Annotated in this window: 18 protein-coding genes and 1 pseudogene; 5 read left to right on the plus strand and 14 right to left on the minus strand. The window is 42.7% G+C overall.

What is annotated here, in order from left to right:
- Positions 1–94 precede the first annotated feature (94 nt).
- The 3 genes from VL20_RS14825 to VL20_RS14835 are packed head-to-tail and all read left to right on the plus strand — an operon-like array spanning position 95 to position 1,568.
- Positions 95–679: a sigma-70 family RNA polymerase sigma factor gene (locus tag VL20_RS14825; RefSeq protein ID WP_002788823.1), complete on the plus strand. Its 585-nt coding sequence runs from the start codon at positions 95–97 to the stop codon at positions 677–679.
- The gene (locus VL20_RS14830) at positions 679–1,053 is read left to right on the plus strand and encodes a hypothetical protein (protein WP_052276942.1); all 375 of its coding nucleotides are present in this window, start codon (positions 679–681) and stop codon (positions 1,051–1,053) included. The genes VL20_RS14825 and VL20_RS14830 overlap by 1 nt, the downstream gene beginning before the upstream one ends.
- Before the next feature lie 20 nt (positions 1,054–1,073).
- Positions 1,074–1,568 (plus strand): Spy/CpxP family protein refolding chaperone, encoded by a 495-nt coding sequence (locus tag VL20_RS14835; protein ID WP_052276943.1) that lies wholly within the window; start codon positions 1,074–1,076, stop codon positions 1,566–1,568.
- A gap of 101 nt (positions 1,569–1,669) precedes the next feature.
- On the opposite strand, the gene VL20_RS14840 is transcribed toward VL20_RS14835, so the two are convergent.
- Both VL20_RS14840 and VL20_RS31200 read right to left on the minus strand, forming a co-directional pair.
- A complete protein-coding gene (locus VL20_RS14840) occupies positions 1,670–2,821 on the minus strand; it encodes an NAD-dependent epimerase/dehydratase family protein (protein WP_052276944.1) in 1,152 nt (383 codons plus the stop codon).
- A gap of 945 nt (positions 2,822–3,766) precedes the next feature.
- A complete protein-coding gene (locus VL20_RS31200) occupies positions 3,767–3,907 on the minus strand; it encodes a hypothetical protein (protein WP_158499352.1) in 141 nt (46 codons plus the stop codon).
- A gap of 172 nt (positions 3,908–4,079) precedes the next feature.
- Between VL20_RS31200 and VL20_RS14845 the strand changes: the two genes are divergently transcribed.
- On the plus strand, positions 4,080–5,930 hold the full coding sequence (locus VL20_RS14845) for a polysaccharide deacetylase family protein (protein WP_052276945.1): 1,851 nt from the start codon (positions 4,080–4,082) through the stop codon (positions 5,928–5,930).
- 160 nt (positions 5,931–6,090) lie between these two features.
- Here VL20_RS14845 and VL20_RS14850 read toward each other — a convergent pair whose 3' ends face one another.
- From VL20_RS14850 to VL20_RS32760, 3 genes are read right to left on the minus strand one after another with little or no spacing between them, the layout of a single operon-like run.
- Entirely contained in the window at positions 6,091–6,507 is a 417-nt protein-coding gene (locus VL20_RS14850) for a hypothetical protein (RefSeq protein WP_052276946.1), read from the minus strand.
- On the minus strand, positions 6,504–6,731 hold the full coding sequence (locus VL20_RS32755; protein WP_249264888.1) for a hypothetical protein: 228 nt from the start codon (positions 6,729–6,731) through the stop codon (positions 6,504–6,506). The genes VL20_RS14850 and VL20_RS32755 overlap by 4 nt, the downstream gene beginning before the upstream one ends.
- Positions 6,732–6,776: 45 nt before the next feature.
- Positions 6,777–6,902 carry a hypothetical protein gene (locus VL20_RS32760; protein WP_283160180.1) on the minus strand — a complete coding sequence of 42 codons (126 nt, stop codon included), beginning with the start codon at positions 6,900–6,902 and terminating at the stop codon, positions 6,777–6,779.
- A gap of 38 nt (positions 6,903–6,940) precedes the next feature.
- Between VL20_RS32760 and VL20_RS14860 the strand changes: the two genes are divergently transcribed.
- Positions 6,941–7,633, plus strand: a complete 693-nt coding sequence (locus tag VL20_RS14860) for a Uma2 family endonuclease (RefSeq protein WP_052276947.1) — start codon at positions 6,941–6,943, stop codon at positions 7,631–7,633.
- Here the strand turns inward: VL20_RS14860 and VL20_RS14865 are convergent.
- The 9 genes and pseudogenes from VL20_RS14865 to VL20_RS14905 all read right to left on the minus strand — a co-directional run bounded on the left by VL20_RS14865 (position 7,630) and on the right by VL20_RS14905 (position 15,889).
- A pseudogene (locus VL20_RS14865) lies at positions 7,630–8,408 on the minus strand (DUF1350 family protein). The gene VL20_RS14860 and the pseudogene VL20_RS14865 sit on opposite strands and share 4 nt — an antisense overlap.
- Before the next feature lie 161 nt (positions 8,409–8,569).
- Positions 8,570–9,118: a response regulator gene (locus tag VL20_RS14870; protein ID WP_002788834.1), complete on the minus strand. Its 549-nt coding sequence runs from the start codon at positions 9,116–9,118 to the stop codon at positions 8,570–8,572.
- Positions 9,119–9,370: 252 nt separating this feature from the next.
- Positions 9,371–11,143: a S8 family peptidase gene (locus VL20_RS14875; protein ID WP_052276948.1), complete on the minus strand. Its 1,773-nt coding sequence runs from the start codon at positions 11,141–11,143 to the stop codon at positions 9,371–9,373.
- Positions 11,144–11,277: 134 nt separating this feature from the next.
- Positions 11,278–11,712, minus strand: a complete 435-nt coding sequence (locus VL20_RS14880) for a VOC family protein (RefSeq protein ID WP_052276949.1) — start codon at positions 11,710–11,712, stop codon at positions 11,278–11,280.
- Between the two features lie 231 nt (positions 11,713–11,943).
- The gene (ovoA, locus tag VL20_RS14885; RefSeq protein ID WP_052276950.1) at positions 11,944–13,299 is read right to left on the minus strand and encodes a 5-histidylcysteine sulfoxide synthase; all 1,356 of its coding nucleotides are present in this window, start codon (positions 13,297–13,299) and stop codon (positions 11,944–11,946) included.
- A gap of 40 nt (positions 13,300–13,339) precedes the next feature.
- Positions 13,340–14,350 (minus strand): L-histidine N(alpha)-methyltransferase, encoded by a 1,011-nt coding sequence (gene egtD, locus VL20_RS14890; protein ID WP_052276951.1) that lies wholly within the window; start codon positions 14,348–14,350, stop codon positions 13,340–13,342.
- Between the two features lie 230 nt (positions 14,351–14,580).
- The gene (locus VL20_RS14895; protein ID WP_002788842.1) at positions 14,581–14,865 is read right to left on the minus strand and encodes a DUF7734 family protein; all 285 of its coding nucleotides are present in this window, start codon (positions 14,863–14,865) and stop codon (positions 14,581–14,583) included.
- A gap of 32 nt (positions 14,866–14,897) precedes the next feature.
- A complete protein-coding gene (locus VL20_RS14900) occupies positions 14,898–15,491 on the minus strand; it encodes a DUF3177 family protein (RefSeq protein ID WP_002770135.1) in 594 nt (197 codons plus the stop codon).
- Between the two features lie 173 nt (positions 15,492–15,664).
- Positions 15,665–15,889, minus strand: coding sequence for a Calvin cycle protein CP12 (locus tag VL20_RS14905; RefSeq protein ID WP_002788843.1), 225 nt, complete (start codon positions 15,887–15,889; stop codon positions 15,665–15,667).
- Positions 15,890–16,049 lie beyond the last annotated feature (160 nt).

Consider the following 16,049-nt stretch of genomic DNA (forward strand, 5'->3'; position numbering starts at 1 on the left):
AAGCTGATAACTGATAACTGATAACTGATAACTGGTTATGAACCATTCTTGGCATCCCCTAGTCTAAAGGGACAAGTAGCTAGGGGTGAGGGGAATGATCGAGGTGATAACCGAGAAGCAAACAAGTGTGAGCGATCGAGAGTTAATTTTAAAATGTCAAAGGGGTGATAGGGGTGCTTTTCGTCACCTTTACCGTCTCTATCAACCAAAAATCCGCTCTACTCTCTATCAACTCTGTGGACAGGAATTCCTAGAGGATTTTGTCCAAGAGGTATTTTTAAGAGTGTGGCACGGGTTGCCGAAATTGCGTTCACCTGAATACTTTTCCACTTGGGTTTATCGGATCACCTGGAATGTGGCGATCGATGGTCGGCGACAATTAGCCAAAAGACAAATGAGGATGGCCAAAAGCACTGATCAGGAAAACTCCCTTGATAGCGAATCCCGTCCCCAAGATAGTCCCGATTTGATGCAACTGCATTATGAGGAAGTGGTCCGACAAGGGTTAGAAATTCTCAGTTTAGAACATCGCGCTGTCCTTGTCCTTCACGATCTAGAGGACTTACCCCAAAAGGAAATCGCTCAAATCTTAGAAATTCCCCTCGGTACGGTGAAATCACGTCTTCATTATGCGCGTAAAACCATGGGTCAATTTTTGCAAAAACAAGGAGTTCTCTAATGTCCCCAGAAGATGACAAAGTGGTTAATTTTCTGCGTCGATATCGTCCATCGCTGCCACCTCGACCGATAGATGAAGAAGAACAATTAATGCAAATGATTAGGGGAGAAAGACCGGTAACTTGCCCAAAATTGCTGCCTTTATTGGGGTTGATCACTGGTATTACTGCCTTATCGGCACTGATTTTTGCTTCCTATCGTTGGTCTGATCCTCATCCACAACTGAGCCAAATTTCCGACGAGCAGTTAGAAGCTTTTTTAGTGGAGAGTTGGAACCATAGCATCGCTCCACCGATTGCTGCTCCTAGCGTTTATAGTTCGCCTTGGATGAGCTTAAACGAGCCTCAACTCACCTATTCTACCTATAATCCTTAATTTCTTTGTGGAGATCAATTATGTCCCTTTCTACTGTCTCGATTCTTGGCACGACCATGGCTTTAACTCTGGCCGCTAACCTGGCCCCAAGTGCCACTGTACTATCCTATCCCCACGATGGTCTATTTATTGCTCAAACTAGCTCTCCCCAGCGTCCTGAGAGTCGTCGAGTGAATAATTCTCGAGAAAGACTAATCGAACAATTAAACCTTACCGATGACCAAAAGTCGAAAATTGCCGCTATTGGTCAGAAATACCGGGGACAAATGCAAAAATTGCGAGAAACCATGAGAAGCAACCAACAAGAATTAAATAGTTTATTATCGAATAATGCCTCTGATCGAGAGGTCCGTTCTAAACATCAGCAAATATCTCGGAATCGCCAAGAAATGAGTAACCTGCAATTTGAAAGTTTTTTGGAAATTCGCCAAGTGTTAACTCCCGCTCAAAGAACGGAATTTTCCCAGTTAATGCAGCAACGTCGCTCTAATTCCCGCAATCGCGGACGACAATAATTCCCATCAGTGCGGATTAAGATCGAGTTTGATGCCGATACATTAGAAAAACGGAAAGGATGGGTTACTTGCCCATCCTCAACTTATCATTGACTAATAAATTATCGTTTCCAAGTGACCTTTGGTAGGATATGATTCATATCTACCCGATTTTTATACTTGGTGGCGAAGTTCAAGAGGGAATCGAGGAGAGAATCGGAGAGATAGTGAGGTTGTAGGCCTAGATCGAGTAATTTTGTGTTTTTAGCGTTAAAATAATGTTCCTCTAACTCGATGCGCGGGTTGTCAAGATTGTTAATCTCCACATTTAACCCTAACGCAGAACCAGCTTTTTTCACCATCAGTGCCAAGTCACCGACGCTAAACAGTTCGGTAAATTGGTTAAAAACGCGAAATTCCCCCGATTGAGCAGGATTAGCGATCGCTAATTCCAAACAACGCACGGTATCGCGGATATCTAAAAATCCTCGCGTTTGACCACCTTTACCGTACACTGTCAGGGGATGACCGATCGCCGCTTGAATACAAAAACGGTTTAAAGCAGTGCCAAAAACCCCATCGTAATCGAGACGGTTAATTAACATCTCATCCATTCCTGTCTCTTCGGTGAGGACTCCATAAACCACCCCTTGATTGAGATCTGTAGCTTTTAAACCCCACATCCGACAGGCAAAATGGATATTATGGCTATCGTGGACTTTGCTGAGATGGTACATACTACCGGGCTGTTTGGGATAGGGTAAAGTATCCTTACGACCGTTATGTTCGATCGTGATGTAGCCTTCTTCAATATCTATATTAGGTGTGCCATACTCACCCATGGTTCCCAGTTTTACTAGGTGCGCTTCGGGAAATTCCTCTTTCATCGCGTAGAGGATGTTTAAATTGCCAACCACGTTGTTAACTTGGGTTAAAACCGCGTGTTCGCGATCAATCATGGAGAAGGGTGCAGATCTCTGTTCTCCAAAGTGAACAATGGTGTCTGGTTGAAACTGTCGCAGGGATTGAATCAAAAAGTCGTAGTCATTAATATCCCCGACAAAAAGATCGATCGATTTTCCCGTTAGATCTTGCCAGCGTTGAATCCGATCAGATATGGGTGCGATCGGTGTTAAGGTATCGCAGCCTAATTGTAAGTCCCAATAGCGACGAACTAAACTATCAAGTATGCCTACTTCGTAACCTCTATTTGATAGATGGAGTGCCGTTGCCCAACCACAATAGCCGTCTCCGCCAATAACCAAAACTCTCATACAATATCTGTAAAGTTTATATACTCGTCTTTGGTAACTCTAGCAGTTTTGTGTCACGCTTTACCAGCTTAATCCCCTGAACATAGCGGGGGTGTAGGGTGTGGGGTGTGGTGCGATTCGTTGGCTAGAAACTAGACAGTAAGACGTTTAGAGGATTAGCCGCTTGGTAAATGTAGTACCTTGATAACTTGATAACCCTACAGGTGCGGGTTAGTAATAACCTTAGTCCTGTCCTCTAGATGCCTAGAGTGACGGCATTTCCTGCTGCTTTAGACTTGGTACATCTGAGGTAGTGAGCGAGGAAAAAAAGCGGTATCTGATAGCCTAAATCAGAAACCCGTTGAGCCAGAACCTATGGATAGCCCTGGGGCGAAGATACGAATTAACCATCGTCAACACCCACGAGCCAAAAGGCTGACAGGCTCGAAACAAAAGTTAACAGAGTTGGGGCTGATAGCTTATACCACTATCAGTAAGGCATTCCCGTTACTCTGTTGTGGACAGTATCATCAAATACGGTTCAACCAATGGTTATAGGGAACGAAGTAACCCTGATTGACTCTGCCCGTTCGGGGCAGTAGGAAACCATCCGCAAGTCAATAGAGGGAGAGGATGTCCTTAAAAGCCAAGGCTTTGAGTAATATCAAAGATATGCTGACAAAGGACGGGTAACTAGGAAGTCTAAGCAACAATCAACGGTCATATACGCCCTAAAACCAACAATCTTGTCTGGTGGGGATACAGCCAAGAGAGTTGAATAGACAAGGAAATAATAATTCCCATTATTATTCTACTAATGACAGTAGCCTAGTTACTCAGGAGCCGGATACGGCGAAAGTCGTAAGTCCGGTTTTGAAGCAGGGGGTGGGAAGGCGACTTCCTGCTCTACTGTAACGGGTGTGGGGTGATGGGGAGAATCAATAAAGGTAGTCTATTGACAACTGCTCACTGATTACCACTGTCCACTGAAAACTCAAATCTGCTCACTGATGACTGATAACTGATAACTGATAACTGCTCACTGATAACTGATAACTGATAACTGATAACTGATAACTGATGAGGGTGTTCTAGAAAACTTGACAAGGGAACGGATTACAGGGAAACTCAGCTTGTAATCAGTGGGCTTTGCTGACGAGAAAACAAAAGCCAAAAATCTAGATAAAAGGCAGTTTTTTCGGTAACTCAGGGCCTATCTGCTTTTTACTTTTTACTTTTTACTTTTTACTTTTTACTTTTCACTTTATTACTTGATCTTATGCGTTGGCAAGCTCGGCAAAAATCTTCCTTTTCTTTCCTTCCCCTATACGGATTTTTGGCATTTATCGTCACTTGTCTGATTATTTGGGCAATTTCTCTCTATCCTCGTTCTAATGCTCTGGTGGGGGGTGATTCTCTCCCCGCACCTTTTAGGGAGTTTCAACTGGAATGCGCGGATTATGTCCGAGAAAATAGTTCTTTTAAGGATATATCGAGAGTTTTTGATTGTAAAACCTATAAAAACCTATCCGATCGCGTGATTGTTCCCCTATCTCTCCAAAAAAACGATATTAGTCTCGATAATTGGCCAAATAACTCGGCAACAGCGATCGAATTAGCCCCCTGGCCGGAAATTCATCCCCGCGCTCAAGAGACAAAAGTACCGATTTTAATGTATCACGACATTTTACCGGAAAAAGAGGTATTCTTTGACGTTACCCCCGCCGAATTAGAGGCACATTTTCAGTTTTTGCAGGAAATCGGGGCAACTCCTATCAGTATCGATTGGTTAATTTCCCATCTGCGGACAGGGATCCCCCTTCCCGATAAACCGGTTTTATTGACTTTTGATGATGGTTATGGGGGACATTACCAGTATGTCTATCCTTTATTGAGAAAATATAACTATCCTGCTGTTTTCTCGATTTATATCAATAAAATGACTCAAAAAACTGGCAGAACCAGTGTCACTTGGCAACAACTCCAGGAAATGGCCGCCGATCCTCTAGTACAGATTGTCTCCCATAGTGTTAGTCATCCCCGGGATTTAAGATTATTGTCCGATGCAGATTTGGAGCAAGAAGTCAAGCAATCGAAACAAATCTTAGAAAAAGAATTGGGCATTCCGATTAATTATTTCACCTATCCGGAAGGGAAGGCGGACGATCGAGTGAAGGAATTCGTCAAAAAAGCGGGTTATCGGGCGGCTTTATCGATGAATGACCTCGATGAGCATTTTGCGGGACAATCCCCCGATTTACTCACGATTGGACGCTTTGGGCAATCACGCACGCGAGAAGTTGTACCGCAAGCTTGGGGGGGTGATCCCTTACCCCGTAGGGATGGCGGTTTTAACTTTGCCACCACCATCCAAAAACGGGAAGTGGAATTTCCAACCAATACACTTGTATTGATTAGTGGCGGGATTCCCAAAACCATCCACGCTGATAGTCGTTATCAAGTGGAGGAAATTATCGCCAGTACAGAAGCGATCGCAGCCGTGGATGGCGGTTTTTTCTCTCTCAAGGAATTGGACTCAAATCAGATGATCGGTCCGGTTTTAAGCCAAAATGGCGGCTTTATCCCGGGATATGAGGGAGAAATCGACAAGTTAGAGGGTCGTCCTTTAGTAATCATTACCGATCAATGGGTGCGTTATCTTCCCTTTGATCGGGCCCGTCATAATACCCTAGAAGGAATCGCAGCGGAGGCTGGAGATGATCTCAAGGTTACGGATGCTTTTGTCGCGGCCGCTTGGTTAGTCAAAGATGGACAACCACAACCGCGGGAATCCTTTGGTACACTTTACGGTTTTGATGCCCTGCGTCACCGGGCTTTTTGGGGGATTAATCAGGCAGGACAGCCAGTTATCGGGGTTTCCAGAGAGCCGATCGATTCGATGGCTTTGGGAGAATTATTAGTACAGGCAGGTTTTCGGGACGCAGTGATGTTAGACTCAGGAGCAAGCACCTCCCTCGCTTATCAAGGTCAATCGCAAGTGCATTATACTCCCCGTCCCGTTCCCCACGTTGTCGCTTTATTTCCCCCCACAGAAACCTATATTGTTCCCATTAGTCATGTGGGGATTCCCTGCGTAATTTTCACCGATTCCTGTGCTGCGGGGAGTTAGGTTAGCACTAAGCTAAGACGCATTTTAACCGCCTATCCTTAGATTAGCTGAATCTCCCCCACCCCCCCTTGCCCCCCGACGTCGGGGCGGCAAGGGTAGGGTGTTGAATATACGGGAAAATCAAGGAAAATAAATCATGCACTTTTTCTGTCAAAATTTGTCAGGAGGAAAAAACAACTTTTCTTTTAGAAAGAGTGGATTGTCCAAAAACTTGCTCTTGCCAAATATTAACATCCTTCGACCTGATAGTTTCCAACGCCTCTTTAATCAAATTGACAGTGAAATCGGTAGTTACTAGCACTATTGTTAAAACCATAACCCCCAGTTCGTTTATAGGACATCTTTGCGAAAAAAGCTTATACTTACCAAAGATATATTCAATGACATCGGAAGTTCCCAGAAATATCTCACCTTCTGGGATAGTAGAAGTTTGTTCTAATAAATAACGCTGTATTTTCTGGTAAATAGGGATAATACTTTCGGGAAGGTAAGACTGGGGAAAAAGCTTATCCCATTGAGATAAAGATGTTTGAGTTAACCCCTCATGTTTGATTTGAGCTTCAAGACTTCCGGTCATAGCCAAGATGGTAGCCCAGACAGGGAGAGAATCTTGATTGATAGTCTAGGAGCCAGTCCAAAGACCCTATCTAAGTTAAAATAACGAGATTTTGTCCGTTGACAAGGCGGCATTAAAAACAATAATTCGGTTTGTTGTATCTCTTGACGACACTGATGACATTTTTTGACAAATGACTGATATTGTTCATCTTTTTCCAGTTCTGACTTTAAAATCAATGCCATCTGATGAGTTACCTCATAAGTGTGAGCAACTTCTGGATTTTTCTCCTAATATAATTGGATTCCTCTGTATAAATCCCTGCCGTGGTCGGACACTATTTGTCGAGGAGTTCCCATCTTATTTGTTACTTGTTCTAACACTGCCGCTATCAATTCTCCCTTTGTTGATGTCATAATCTCTAGTTATAGTTATTACGCTAGGGAGTAGAACGATGATCAAGGCGATATCTTTCTCTGGGTCGGAGATTATCTATCCCGATAGTGATGGTAAACCGATGGCCGATAATACCAAACAGTTTCGCTGGATTGTGACGATCAAGGAAAATCTCGAATGTTTATTCGCAGACAATGACAATGTGTTTATCGCCGGCGATCTGTTGTGGTATCCGGTCGAGGGGGATAATAAAACCTGTCAAGCGCCGGATGCTATGGTAGTGTTTGGCAGACCCAAGGGCGATCGAGGTTCCTATAAGCAATGGTTAGAAAACCAGATTGCGCCGCAGGTGGTCTTTGAAATTCTCTCTCCGGGCAACACTAAAGCGGAAATGCGCCGAAAATGGCAATTTTATCAGCGTTTTGGCGTAGAAGAATATTATCTCTATGATCCCGATGCTAATTATCTACAGGGTTGGTGGCGAAGGGGTGATCAATTGGAGATGATTGCCGCGATCGATAATTGGCAGAGTCCGCTTCTACAGATTCGTTTTCAACTGGAGAGTCCCCAGTTAGCTATTTTTTATCCCGATGGCTCGCGGTTTTTGACCACCCTAGAAATCAAGCAAAAAGCGGAATTAGCCGAACAGCAAGCCCAACAGGAACGTCAACGGGCCGAATTAGCTGAGGCAAAATTAGCCCGCTTAGAGGCGCAATTACGGGCCCTGGGGATTAATCTAGAGGAAAGCTAACGAGAGGCGGGAAGGACGGGATTTAACCACTGGAGAATCTCATCTTTGAGACGGGAATTATCCCGGGCAAGTCCCTGTTTTAACCATTGGCCGATCGCATCGAGGGGAGTAAATACTTCTCCGGTTTGCCAACTGACATCTTGACTCAAGGGAGTGAGATGATTGCCCGGGAGAGTTCGCAGGGCAATTAAATCATTAAAACGTTTTTTTAGCAGGGGATTTAATACCAGAGATTGATCGATCGTGTCGTCTTGAAAACGGATTAAAAGATTGCGACGAATGGCATAATCTTGGAAAATTAACTCGTTTGTTTCTTCGGGGGAAGGGGTAAATTCGAGGTTAAAAGTGGTGTCAATTTGCAAAGGTTCAATAAAGGGAATAGCTCGACGAATGGGATAATTATTAAAGGAAATGAGGATATTTCCCGCCCGTTCCACTTCGTAGAGACTACCGATTAATAAATGTAGTTTACACCCCATACTGTGACCCAATCCGTAGATGGGGAGATAACCTTGGGGCAGACTATGATTCCAGCGCAGACGTTCAATAATATTATCAAAACGGTTTAAAACTGTGCGGGCGATCGATTTGTGATCGAGGGTATTAACAAAGGGAGTCGCGACAATAGCGTATCCTGAATTCCCAAGACTTTCTAATAACCAACGATAGGTAATATTCGGGGCCGCTGCCACAAATGCCCCCCTAAAAAGTGAATGATACCCCGGGGACGACGGGGGAGAAAAACCCAATTACCCGCTATTTCTTGCCAATTCATAATTAGTTATCAGTTAATTAATAACTTAGTCACTCACCAAATAAAGACTACCTCATATTATACTAAATCCTGTTTAAAACGGATAGGAGATTAGCCCGAGATTTGCCCGCCGGATAAGGATAACTGCTTGCCCAAGTTATAAAAAATCGGGATGAATAGTTCTAGGGCAGTTTTTTCTTAATAAAAGCCACTAATTGAGACATTTGTTTCTTCATAGTTTCCATTTCTGTTTGCATTTGGGCAATTTGGGACTGGAGAGTCTGAATATCGGTGCCATAATCCCCGGTGAGTTCCTCTAGTTTCGGGCTAAAAACTGTTGGTTTCGGAGAATATTGTTTGGCCTTAGCCATCGCTTCTTTAATCGCTTGTACCAATTGTTTTTGGTCGAAAGGCTTCTCAATAAAGGCAAAATGCGGGAAAGGTTCGGGGATTTTCTCTACTACCTCCTCTTTCCGTCCCGACATTAACACTAGGGGGATACTTTTGAGATTATCTTCGGTTTGGATTTGCTGAAACACCTCCCAACCGCTCATTTTCGGGAGAAGGAAGTCCAAAATAATCAAATTCGGGTTTTCGGTACGGATGAGATGATAGCCCTCTAATCCGTCTTTAGCTTCGAGTAATTCAAAGTTACCCTCTGGTAACATATCGCGAACGTGCATCCTGATCACTTTACTGTCATCGATAACGAGAATTTTATGATTTGACACGATAGACACCTTAGACAAGAAATAGATAAGCTCGATGATTCGAGGGGTATTGGGGGAAACTTTCGGGATACGGATTGAGAATTCCCAAAAAACCCCTAGAAACTAACATACATCATAAAGAAAAAACCTCGGTTAATGTCCGAGGCTGCTGTTGTAGGAGAACTCAATGCAAAACAAAAGGAAGATACCAAAACCAAAAAGGTTTTGAACGGTAAATCACCTTTGTTGTCCCATTGTAACCCCTGTTTAAGCTTATCGGGAGGAAGTAGCACTTTTTAGGGCTAAATAACCTAAACCGAGACATAAAAGCGCATTTACGCCCAAAAATGCCTGAGCGATCGTACCAGAACCTAACCAGATCAGAGTAGGATGGATAACAGCACTGATACCTAAAGTCACCGCCATAGCTAAAGATACCCCCACTGCTAACCATTTTGCACGGGGATGACCCAAAAGCAGAGCAATCAGGACAAAGGGCAGGATAACACTGGCAAAAAGCGGATTAAGGGCAGAACTTCCCTGAATAACACCTCCTAGGTCGGAAAGAGAACTCCCCATCACTCGGAAAGGCCATTGAGGTAAATCGAAGATATAAAGACCTCTGAGGAAAAATAAGCCAGAACTGCCAAAAATTAGACCAGCATTCAAAAATCCGTTCCAGGAGAAGGGAAAATAACTTCTTAGCCACCAAGCAAGAAGATAAGAACCCAAAACCATGGCCATTTTGGGCAAAACCGCCACCGCGCCGCCATCAATCCAGAAACGGGGATTGAGATAACCGTTATCGCGCAACCAACGCCAAAAATCCCGGAAAGTAATCTGTCCTTTTAGGGCCAATTGTAGAGCATTGCCCGCGTCTAATTGTCCGGCGCCAAAATGATTAAAGGGATCATCATTGATCTTACGGGCTGACTGTTGCAAAACCTCTAAAACTGCACTGGGTTCTTTAATTCCCGCAGCTTTGATTAAAGCTACCACCCCAGCAACGTGAGGGGCTGCCATGCTGGTTCCCTGAAAACCGAGGAACGCCGGTTCACCCCCTTTAGCGGGATCGATGGTTTCTTGGATAATTTTACCCGTATCGGAGCCGCCGGGGGCAGCAATATCGATTCCGGCCCCGAAATTAGAATAGGGGGCCTTATTTCCGGAGGCATCTACCGCAGAAACGCCGATAACGTGCGGAAAACGGGCGGGATAGGCGGCGGAATTATCATCGGCATTACCGGCAGCGGCGACGATTACCACACCTTTACTATAGGCGTATTCGATCGCCTCTTTCATTACTTGGGTTTCGCCTCCACCCCCTAAACTCATATTGATGACATCGGCTTTATTATCGACGGCAAAACGGATCGCTTCGGCAATATCTCCCACGGTTCCCCCACCCGTCCCGGAAAGCACCTTGAGGGGCATAATTTTGGCTTTGTAGGCGATGCCAGCTACCCCGTAGTTATTATTGGTCGATTGGGCAATTGTTCCCGCTACATGGGTTCCGTGACCGTTATCGTCCTCGGAATTGCTGCGATCATTGACGAAGTCGTAGCCTTCCACAAACTCGGTTTCTCGCAGATCGGGAACTTTTGATACACCTGTATCAATGACGGCGACGGTGATTCCTTCACCGTGATTTTCTTCCCAAGCGCGTTCGATGTTAATTCCCCGCAGGTTCCACTGTTTGCTATAGTCGGGGTCATTGGGGGCGATAAAAGCATGATAAATATAATCGGGTTCGATCGATTCAGTGTATTTTTTTAGGTCGGAATTGCGGAGAGTTTTCAGAAGTTTGCTATCTCCATCGACGATGTAAAGATGTTCATCGATGGAAAAGATACTATTTAAACTGGTGGGGGTTCCCGCTTTTTTGTTGATAGCATTTAACTGCTCATCGAGTACGCTGACGGGTATATCGTCTTTAAAGTCGATCAAAATTGATTGATATTCGCCCCGATTTGCTAATCCAGTAAAGTTAAATAGAGCAAATCCTAGACCGATAACGAATAGGGTTAACAATAAAATTTTTTTCATAGATTTCCTAAGAATTTATCATTGCAAGGCAAGGTTTTTTTAGTTTCGATGAGAGAATCTGAGGGAAGTTCCCCTATTTTTGTCGCAGTTGAAGATAGGACTAACCAGTCACAAAAAGTCACCTGTTGTTTATTTTAAGCTCGATCGCCGATCGCTGTTAATTGCCGACTGGCAAAAATAGCTTCGTAGTGGCGATAATGTTTAAATTCGAGGAGATTATAGAAAGGATCCTCTAGGAAAAAGGTTTTATGTTCGGTTATCTCCCCAGTAAAGCGAGTTTTTGGTTCTAGATAAAATTTTAGTTGATTGACTCGTGCTTGTGCGAGAAGATTGTCCCAATCCCTGGCATCCGGCAGAATTAGACCAAAATGGCGAGGATAAATGCTATTTTGGGGAGTAAGAGGCATTTCGGTGACGTGAGCGACCACCTGATGACCATAGAAATTTAAGATAATCGCTTTCTCGGTTTCCCTTCCCGCTAAACAACCTAAACCATCACAGTAAAAGCTTTTAGCGGTGGACACATCGGTAATCGGAATAGCGAGATGAAAAATTGCAGGTTGATTCATGGCGATCGAGTTTATCCGCATTCTACTAGGTTCCATTGTAGCGATCGAGGGGCGACCCTTCCGGGAATTTTTTTTAATTGGCAATTACCTAGAATTGGCCCGATAAATCTCAAGATATCAAAAAGTGCTGGCCCTTGGAGTAATCGGGGGGGAAATTTTAGGCACTTTTTCCCTGAAAATTAGGTAATCGACCCCCTGAAAATGGGTAAAACCCCAAACCCCACACCCCACCTAAAGACTTTGTGCGATTCTAAAACCAGCGTGTTGATAAAAATTCCGGCGAAACCAATTGCGATAGTAGGGTAGGATTTCTGTGCCGTTAGTCACCCAAGCTCCTCCTAACATCATTTTATGTTGACTATTAAAGAAAGGAGTGGAATTGTCAGCATAGAGGTAATGGGGTTGAAAGTCAGTTAAGGGATTAAAATCATCTTCTAGCCATTCCCAGACGTTACCGCGTAAGTCATAAATTTCTGAGTTATTGCCCGTATTTTTTAACATTCCTACGGGAGTGGGAGAAGAGAATTTTAAATTGAGGTTATAGTCATCAAAGTTATCGTTTTCTAGGGTATAACATCGATTTTTTTGACTGCCATAGGTGGCTAAATTCCACTCAGCTTCCGTCATTAAACGTATTCCTTGACCTTGAAAACGACAGTAAGCGATCGCTTCATAATAGTTCACTTCTACCGGCCAATCAAGCGGTAAATCAAGAACATCAAACATGGCTCGATATTGATAATTTCCGCGCTCATCTACCAGCCAAAATTTAGGATATTTGACTCGATAATGATTTTTCCATTGCCAAGCTTCCTCATCCCAATAGCTAGGATTTTCGTAGCCACCATTATGGACAAATTCTTTAAATTCTCCATTGGTAATCATATATTTACTCACCAGAAAATTGTTAACTTTAACTTGCCGATAACCATACTCATTATCCCAACCATAAATAGGAGAATCTTGGGGTTTACCAATTTCTACTATTCCCCCAGAAACCTCCACCATTTGATTAGGACTAGCTTGACCAAAAGAAGGAGCATAATGCCAACCGGGAGGACGTTGCAGACAATCTAGAGGCAGTTGTCTGAGTAACATTGAAGAGGTTTCAAAGTGAACACGCTGATGCTCAATTCCCATCATTAATGACCAGAGAGAATGCCGAGGATGAATAGGAAGATTGAGGGGGATATTTTTAATTATTTCGACCACAATTTCATAGACTTGTTGTCGATATTCCCAAACTTTAGCCACCCCAGACCACTGAATCTGAGCGATAGCAGAGTTTAATTCTTCAGGAGTTGCCGGATCTACCCCCACTCCAAACAATAATTCGTAGTCAGGATTAGGGCTTTTTTTTAATAGGTTAACCAGCTGCAATTTATTCAGATAAAAAGCGGCAGCATGACCTAAATAAAAGATGAGGGGATTTCTTAAATCGTCAGGGTTACAATAAAAAGCTTCTTCTTTGATGATGCTTTTTAACAGCATATCTTCTAATTGCCAAGCATTTTCAAAATAGTCTAGTATATTTTCTCGACTACAGTTACTTAGAGAGATAGGAGCCTGTGCTTGAATCTTTTCCATGTTTTTGTGCCTCTATTACTGATGATAATGTTTTCGTTAATTACAGGGATAACTGACAGAGAATTAACCCGAATAAATTTTCAGTATCGGTGAAAACCTTGAGCGGTTTTAATCCCTTTGATTCTAGGTCTTTTTGCATAGTTTCTAGGTTAAATTTACGGGAAATTTCTGTTAAAATACTCTCCGATGCTTGAAAATTAACTGTTAAATCGAGTTTTTTAAGATGAACAGGGTGAGTTTTTTGACAAATTAAATACATTTCAATTTGAGATTGATCTTGATTATAGATAGCTTGATGACTAAATAAATCAAGATTAAAATCAGCTTGAAAACGCCAATTTAAATGGGAAAGCATATTTAAATTAAAAGCGGCTGTCACCCCTTGGGCATCATTATAAGCTGCTTCTAAAATTGCTGATGGTTTTTGCAGATCAATCCCTAATAAAAAATAATCTCCAGCTTTTAAGACAGTGGCAATTTCTTCTAAAAAATTATCACATTCAGCCGCAGAAAAATTACCGATCGAACTTCCCAAGAAAAAAATCATTCTGGTATTATCAGAAGCATTTTTATAGTAGGCTAAGGCCTGTTCATAGGTTCCAATTAAACCCTGAATTTGTAAATTAGGATATTCTTTTTGTAATTCTATGGCACTAGCTTTGAGAATAGTTTCACTAACATCGATAGGTACATATTTAGAGGATTTTTGCTGCTGATAATAAGCGTCCAACAACAGACGAGTTTTAGTGGAACTACCACTACCTAATTCGACCAATTCGCAGGCCCCTGTATAGGCGACAATTTCTTGAGCATATTCTTGGAGAATAGCCGCTTCTGTCCTAGTGGGATAGTATTCTAGCAATTGACAGATTTCTTCAAAAAGTTGTGAACCTTGCCGATCATAAAAATATTTAGATGGTAAACTTTTGGGGGTTTTAGTTAATCCTTCAATCACATCTTTGCCATCATCTTTAACCATGTTTTGTCCCGTGGCACCGGTGGCTAAATACTCAATTTGTAACAGTTCTTGGTTAGATTGTTTAAGTTGCATAGATTCTCCAGATTATTCTCCAGTTTTTTGATTGTTCTCGATCGATACCGAGGATGAAATCCACTTTGACAGCTTGAATACTGGCAGAGATTATCATTCCCCGGTAATCTTACCACTAAAAGGCCGCAAAATTTACCTCTTGTCTAGATAGACAAAGTTTATGGATGGTAAATAAAAGCTGTTAAATCCATCGAGATGAGTGCTGATGTTATCTAAGTAAAATTACTGGTTTAATTAATCAGTAAAGACTGCATTTCCTCTAAGGTAAGATTTTCTTGAATGTAGCGAGGTTTAAGGGGATGATAGGGACTAGCAAGACGATCTATCTTAATAATTCTAGCAGTTTCAGGAATGATCGGAATATCGGGATCGTAGGGAGTGCTGCGGGTAAGGGAACTAGAAAAACCTTTAAAAATAGAGATTTCTTCCTCCTCCCCATCCACAGCAATAGTCACTAATAAAACCTCGTGGGGATTTTTGAGGGTGTATTGTTCGAGTTGTTGACCAATATTCATAGAAAAATGGCTAATCATCGATAGCTAAAAACTTACTGTTGTAAAGCTGAACGTCCCTGTTTGCCAAGGCGAATAAGAAGAAAATGGGCAAAATAGAGAGTATAAAAAGAGAGGCCAACTAAACCAAAAAAGCCCAAAACATTAGCGGTAGCTTCTGAATGAAAAATCTCGCGAAACTGCCAGGGTGCTTCCTGCCAAACCTGACAATAGGGAGAATTTAGCAATTCCCCTGACATAGCACAGGAGAGAAAAGGTAAGGTAGAAATTGCGCCCAAAGGACAATAAATCGTTACTGCCCAACGCCAAGCAGTGGTGACAAATTTAATCGGACTGGCGGGTAAATCTTTAATTTCATCGTTAATATCCACCCAAAACCAGAGGGAAATCGGGATTAAAATCTTAGCTAAAAAACTGGTGACAAAACCAATCGGCCAGGAAGCGATCATTAAATATACGGTAATTAACAAAAGACTAGCCACTCGCCAATAGATAATCAACAATTTTTGTAATGATTCGATTTTTGCAAATAAAGACCAAATTAACAAAATTGCCGGAATAATCACCGTAAATAGGACGGCTAAACGATAATCTATCCAAACGAGAGGACGAAACCAAAGTTGATTCATAAATTATTTAGACAATTACACTGTCAACATTTTACTGTCTTCCGACGCGGGAGCCAAAATCGGTCACAGCTTGACCAACAAACCAAAAAACGAGAGGCGATCTCTTTATAGTTGAGATCGCCCTAAAGCTAGGATTCTACTGTGAGGAGAGAAAAAACTGCTGCCTGACTGGATTAATCTTCATAAAGGCGACACTCGGCGGCATCGGGATTATCAGCACAATACTTTTCAAAGTAGGTTTTTTGGGGATGGTCTTGACGTTGGTGAGCAGCTTCTGCTTGTAATTCTTCCACCGCATCCCAAGCGGCGGCACATTCACCAGAGGTGGAACCTTCTATACTACAGACGGCTCTGGCATTTTCTAGCTCTTCTTGAATTTTATCCTGGATATTGCTCATGATTCCTCTGGAATTGATCTATTGATACTCTAACAATTATACAGTCACCTTCTCAAACCACAGGATCGGTTATCCCACTTGATCGCCTTTCCTGTGCTATGAAGCCGATCCTAGCGCAATTTTTGGGGAATTTAACATCAAGATTTCCTGACGGGGCCAA

The sequence above is a fragment of the Microcystis panniformis FACHB-1757 genome (assembly GCF_001264245.1).
GTDB classification, from domain to species: Bacteria; Cyanobacteriota; Cyanobacteriia; order Cyanobacteriales; family Microcystaceae; genus Microcystis; species Microcystis panniformis.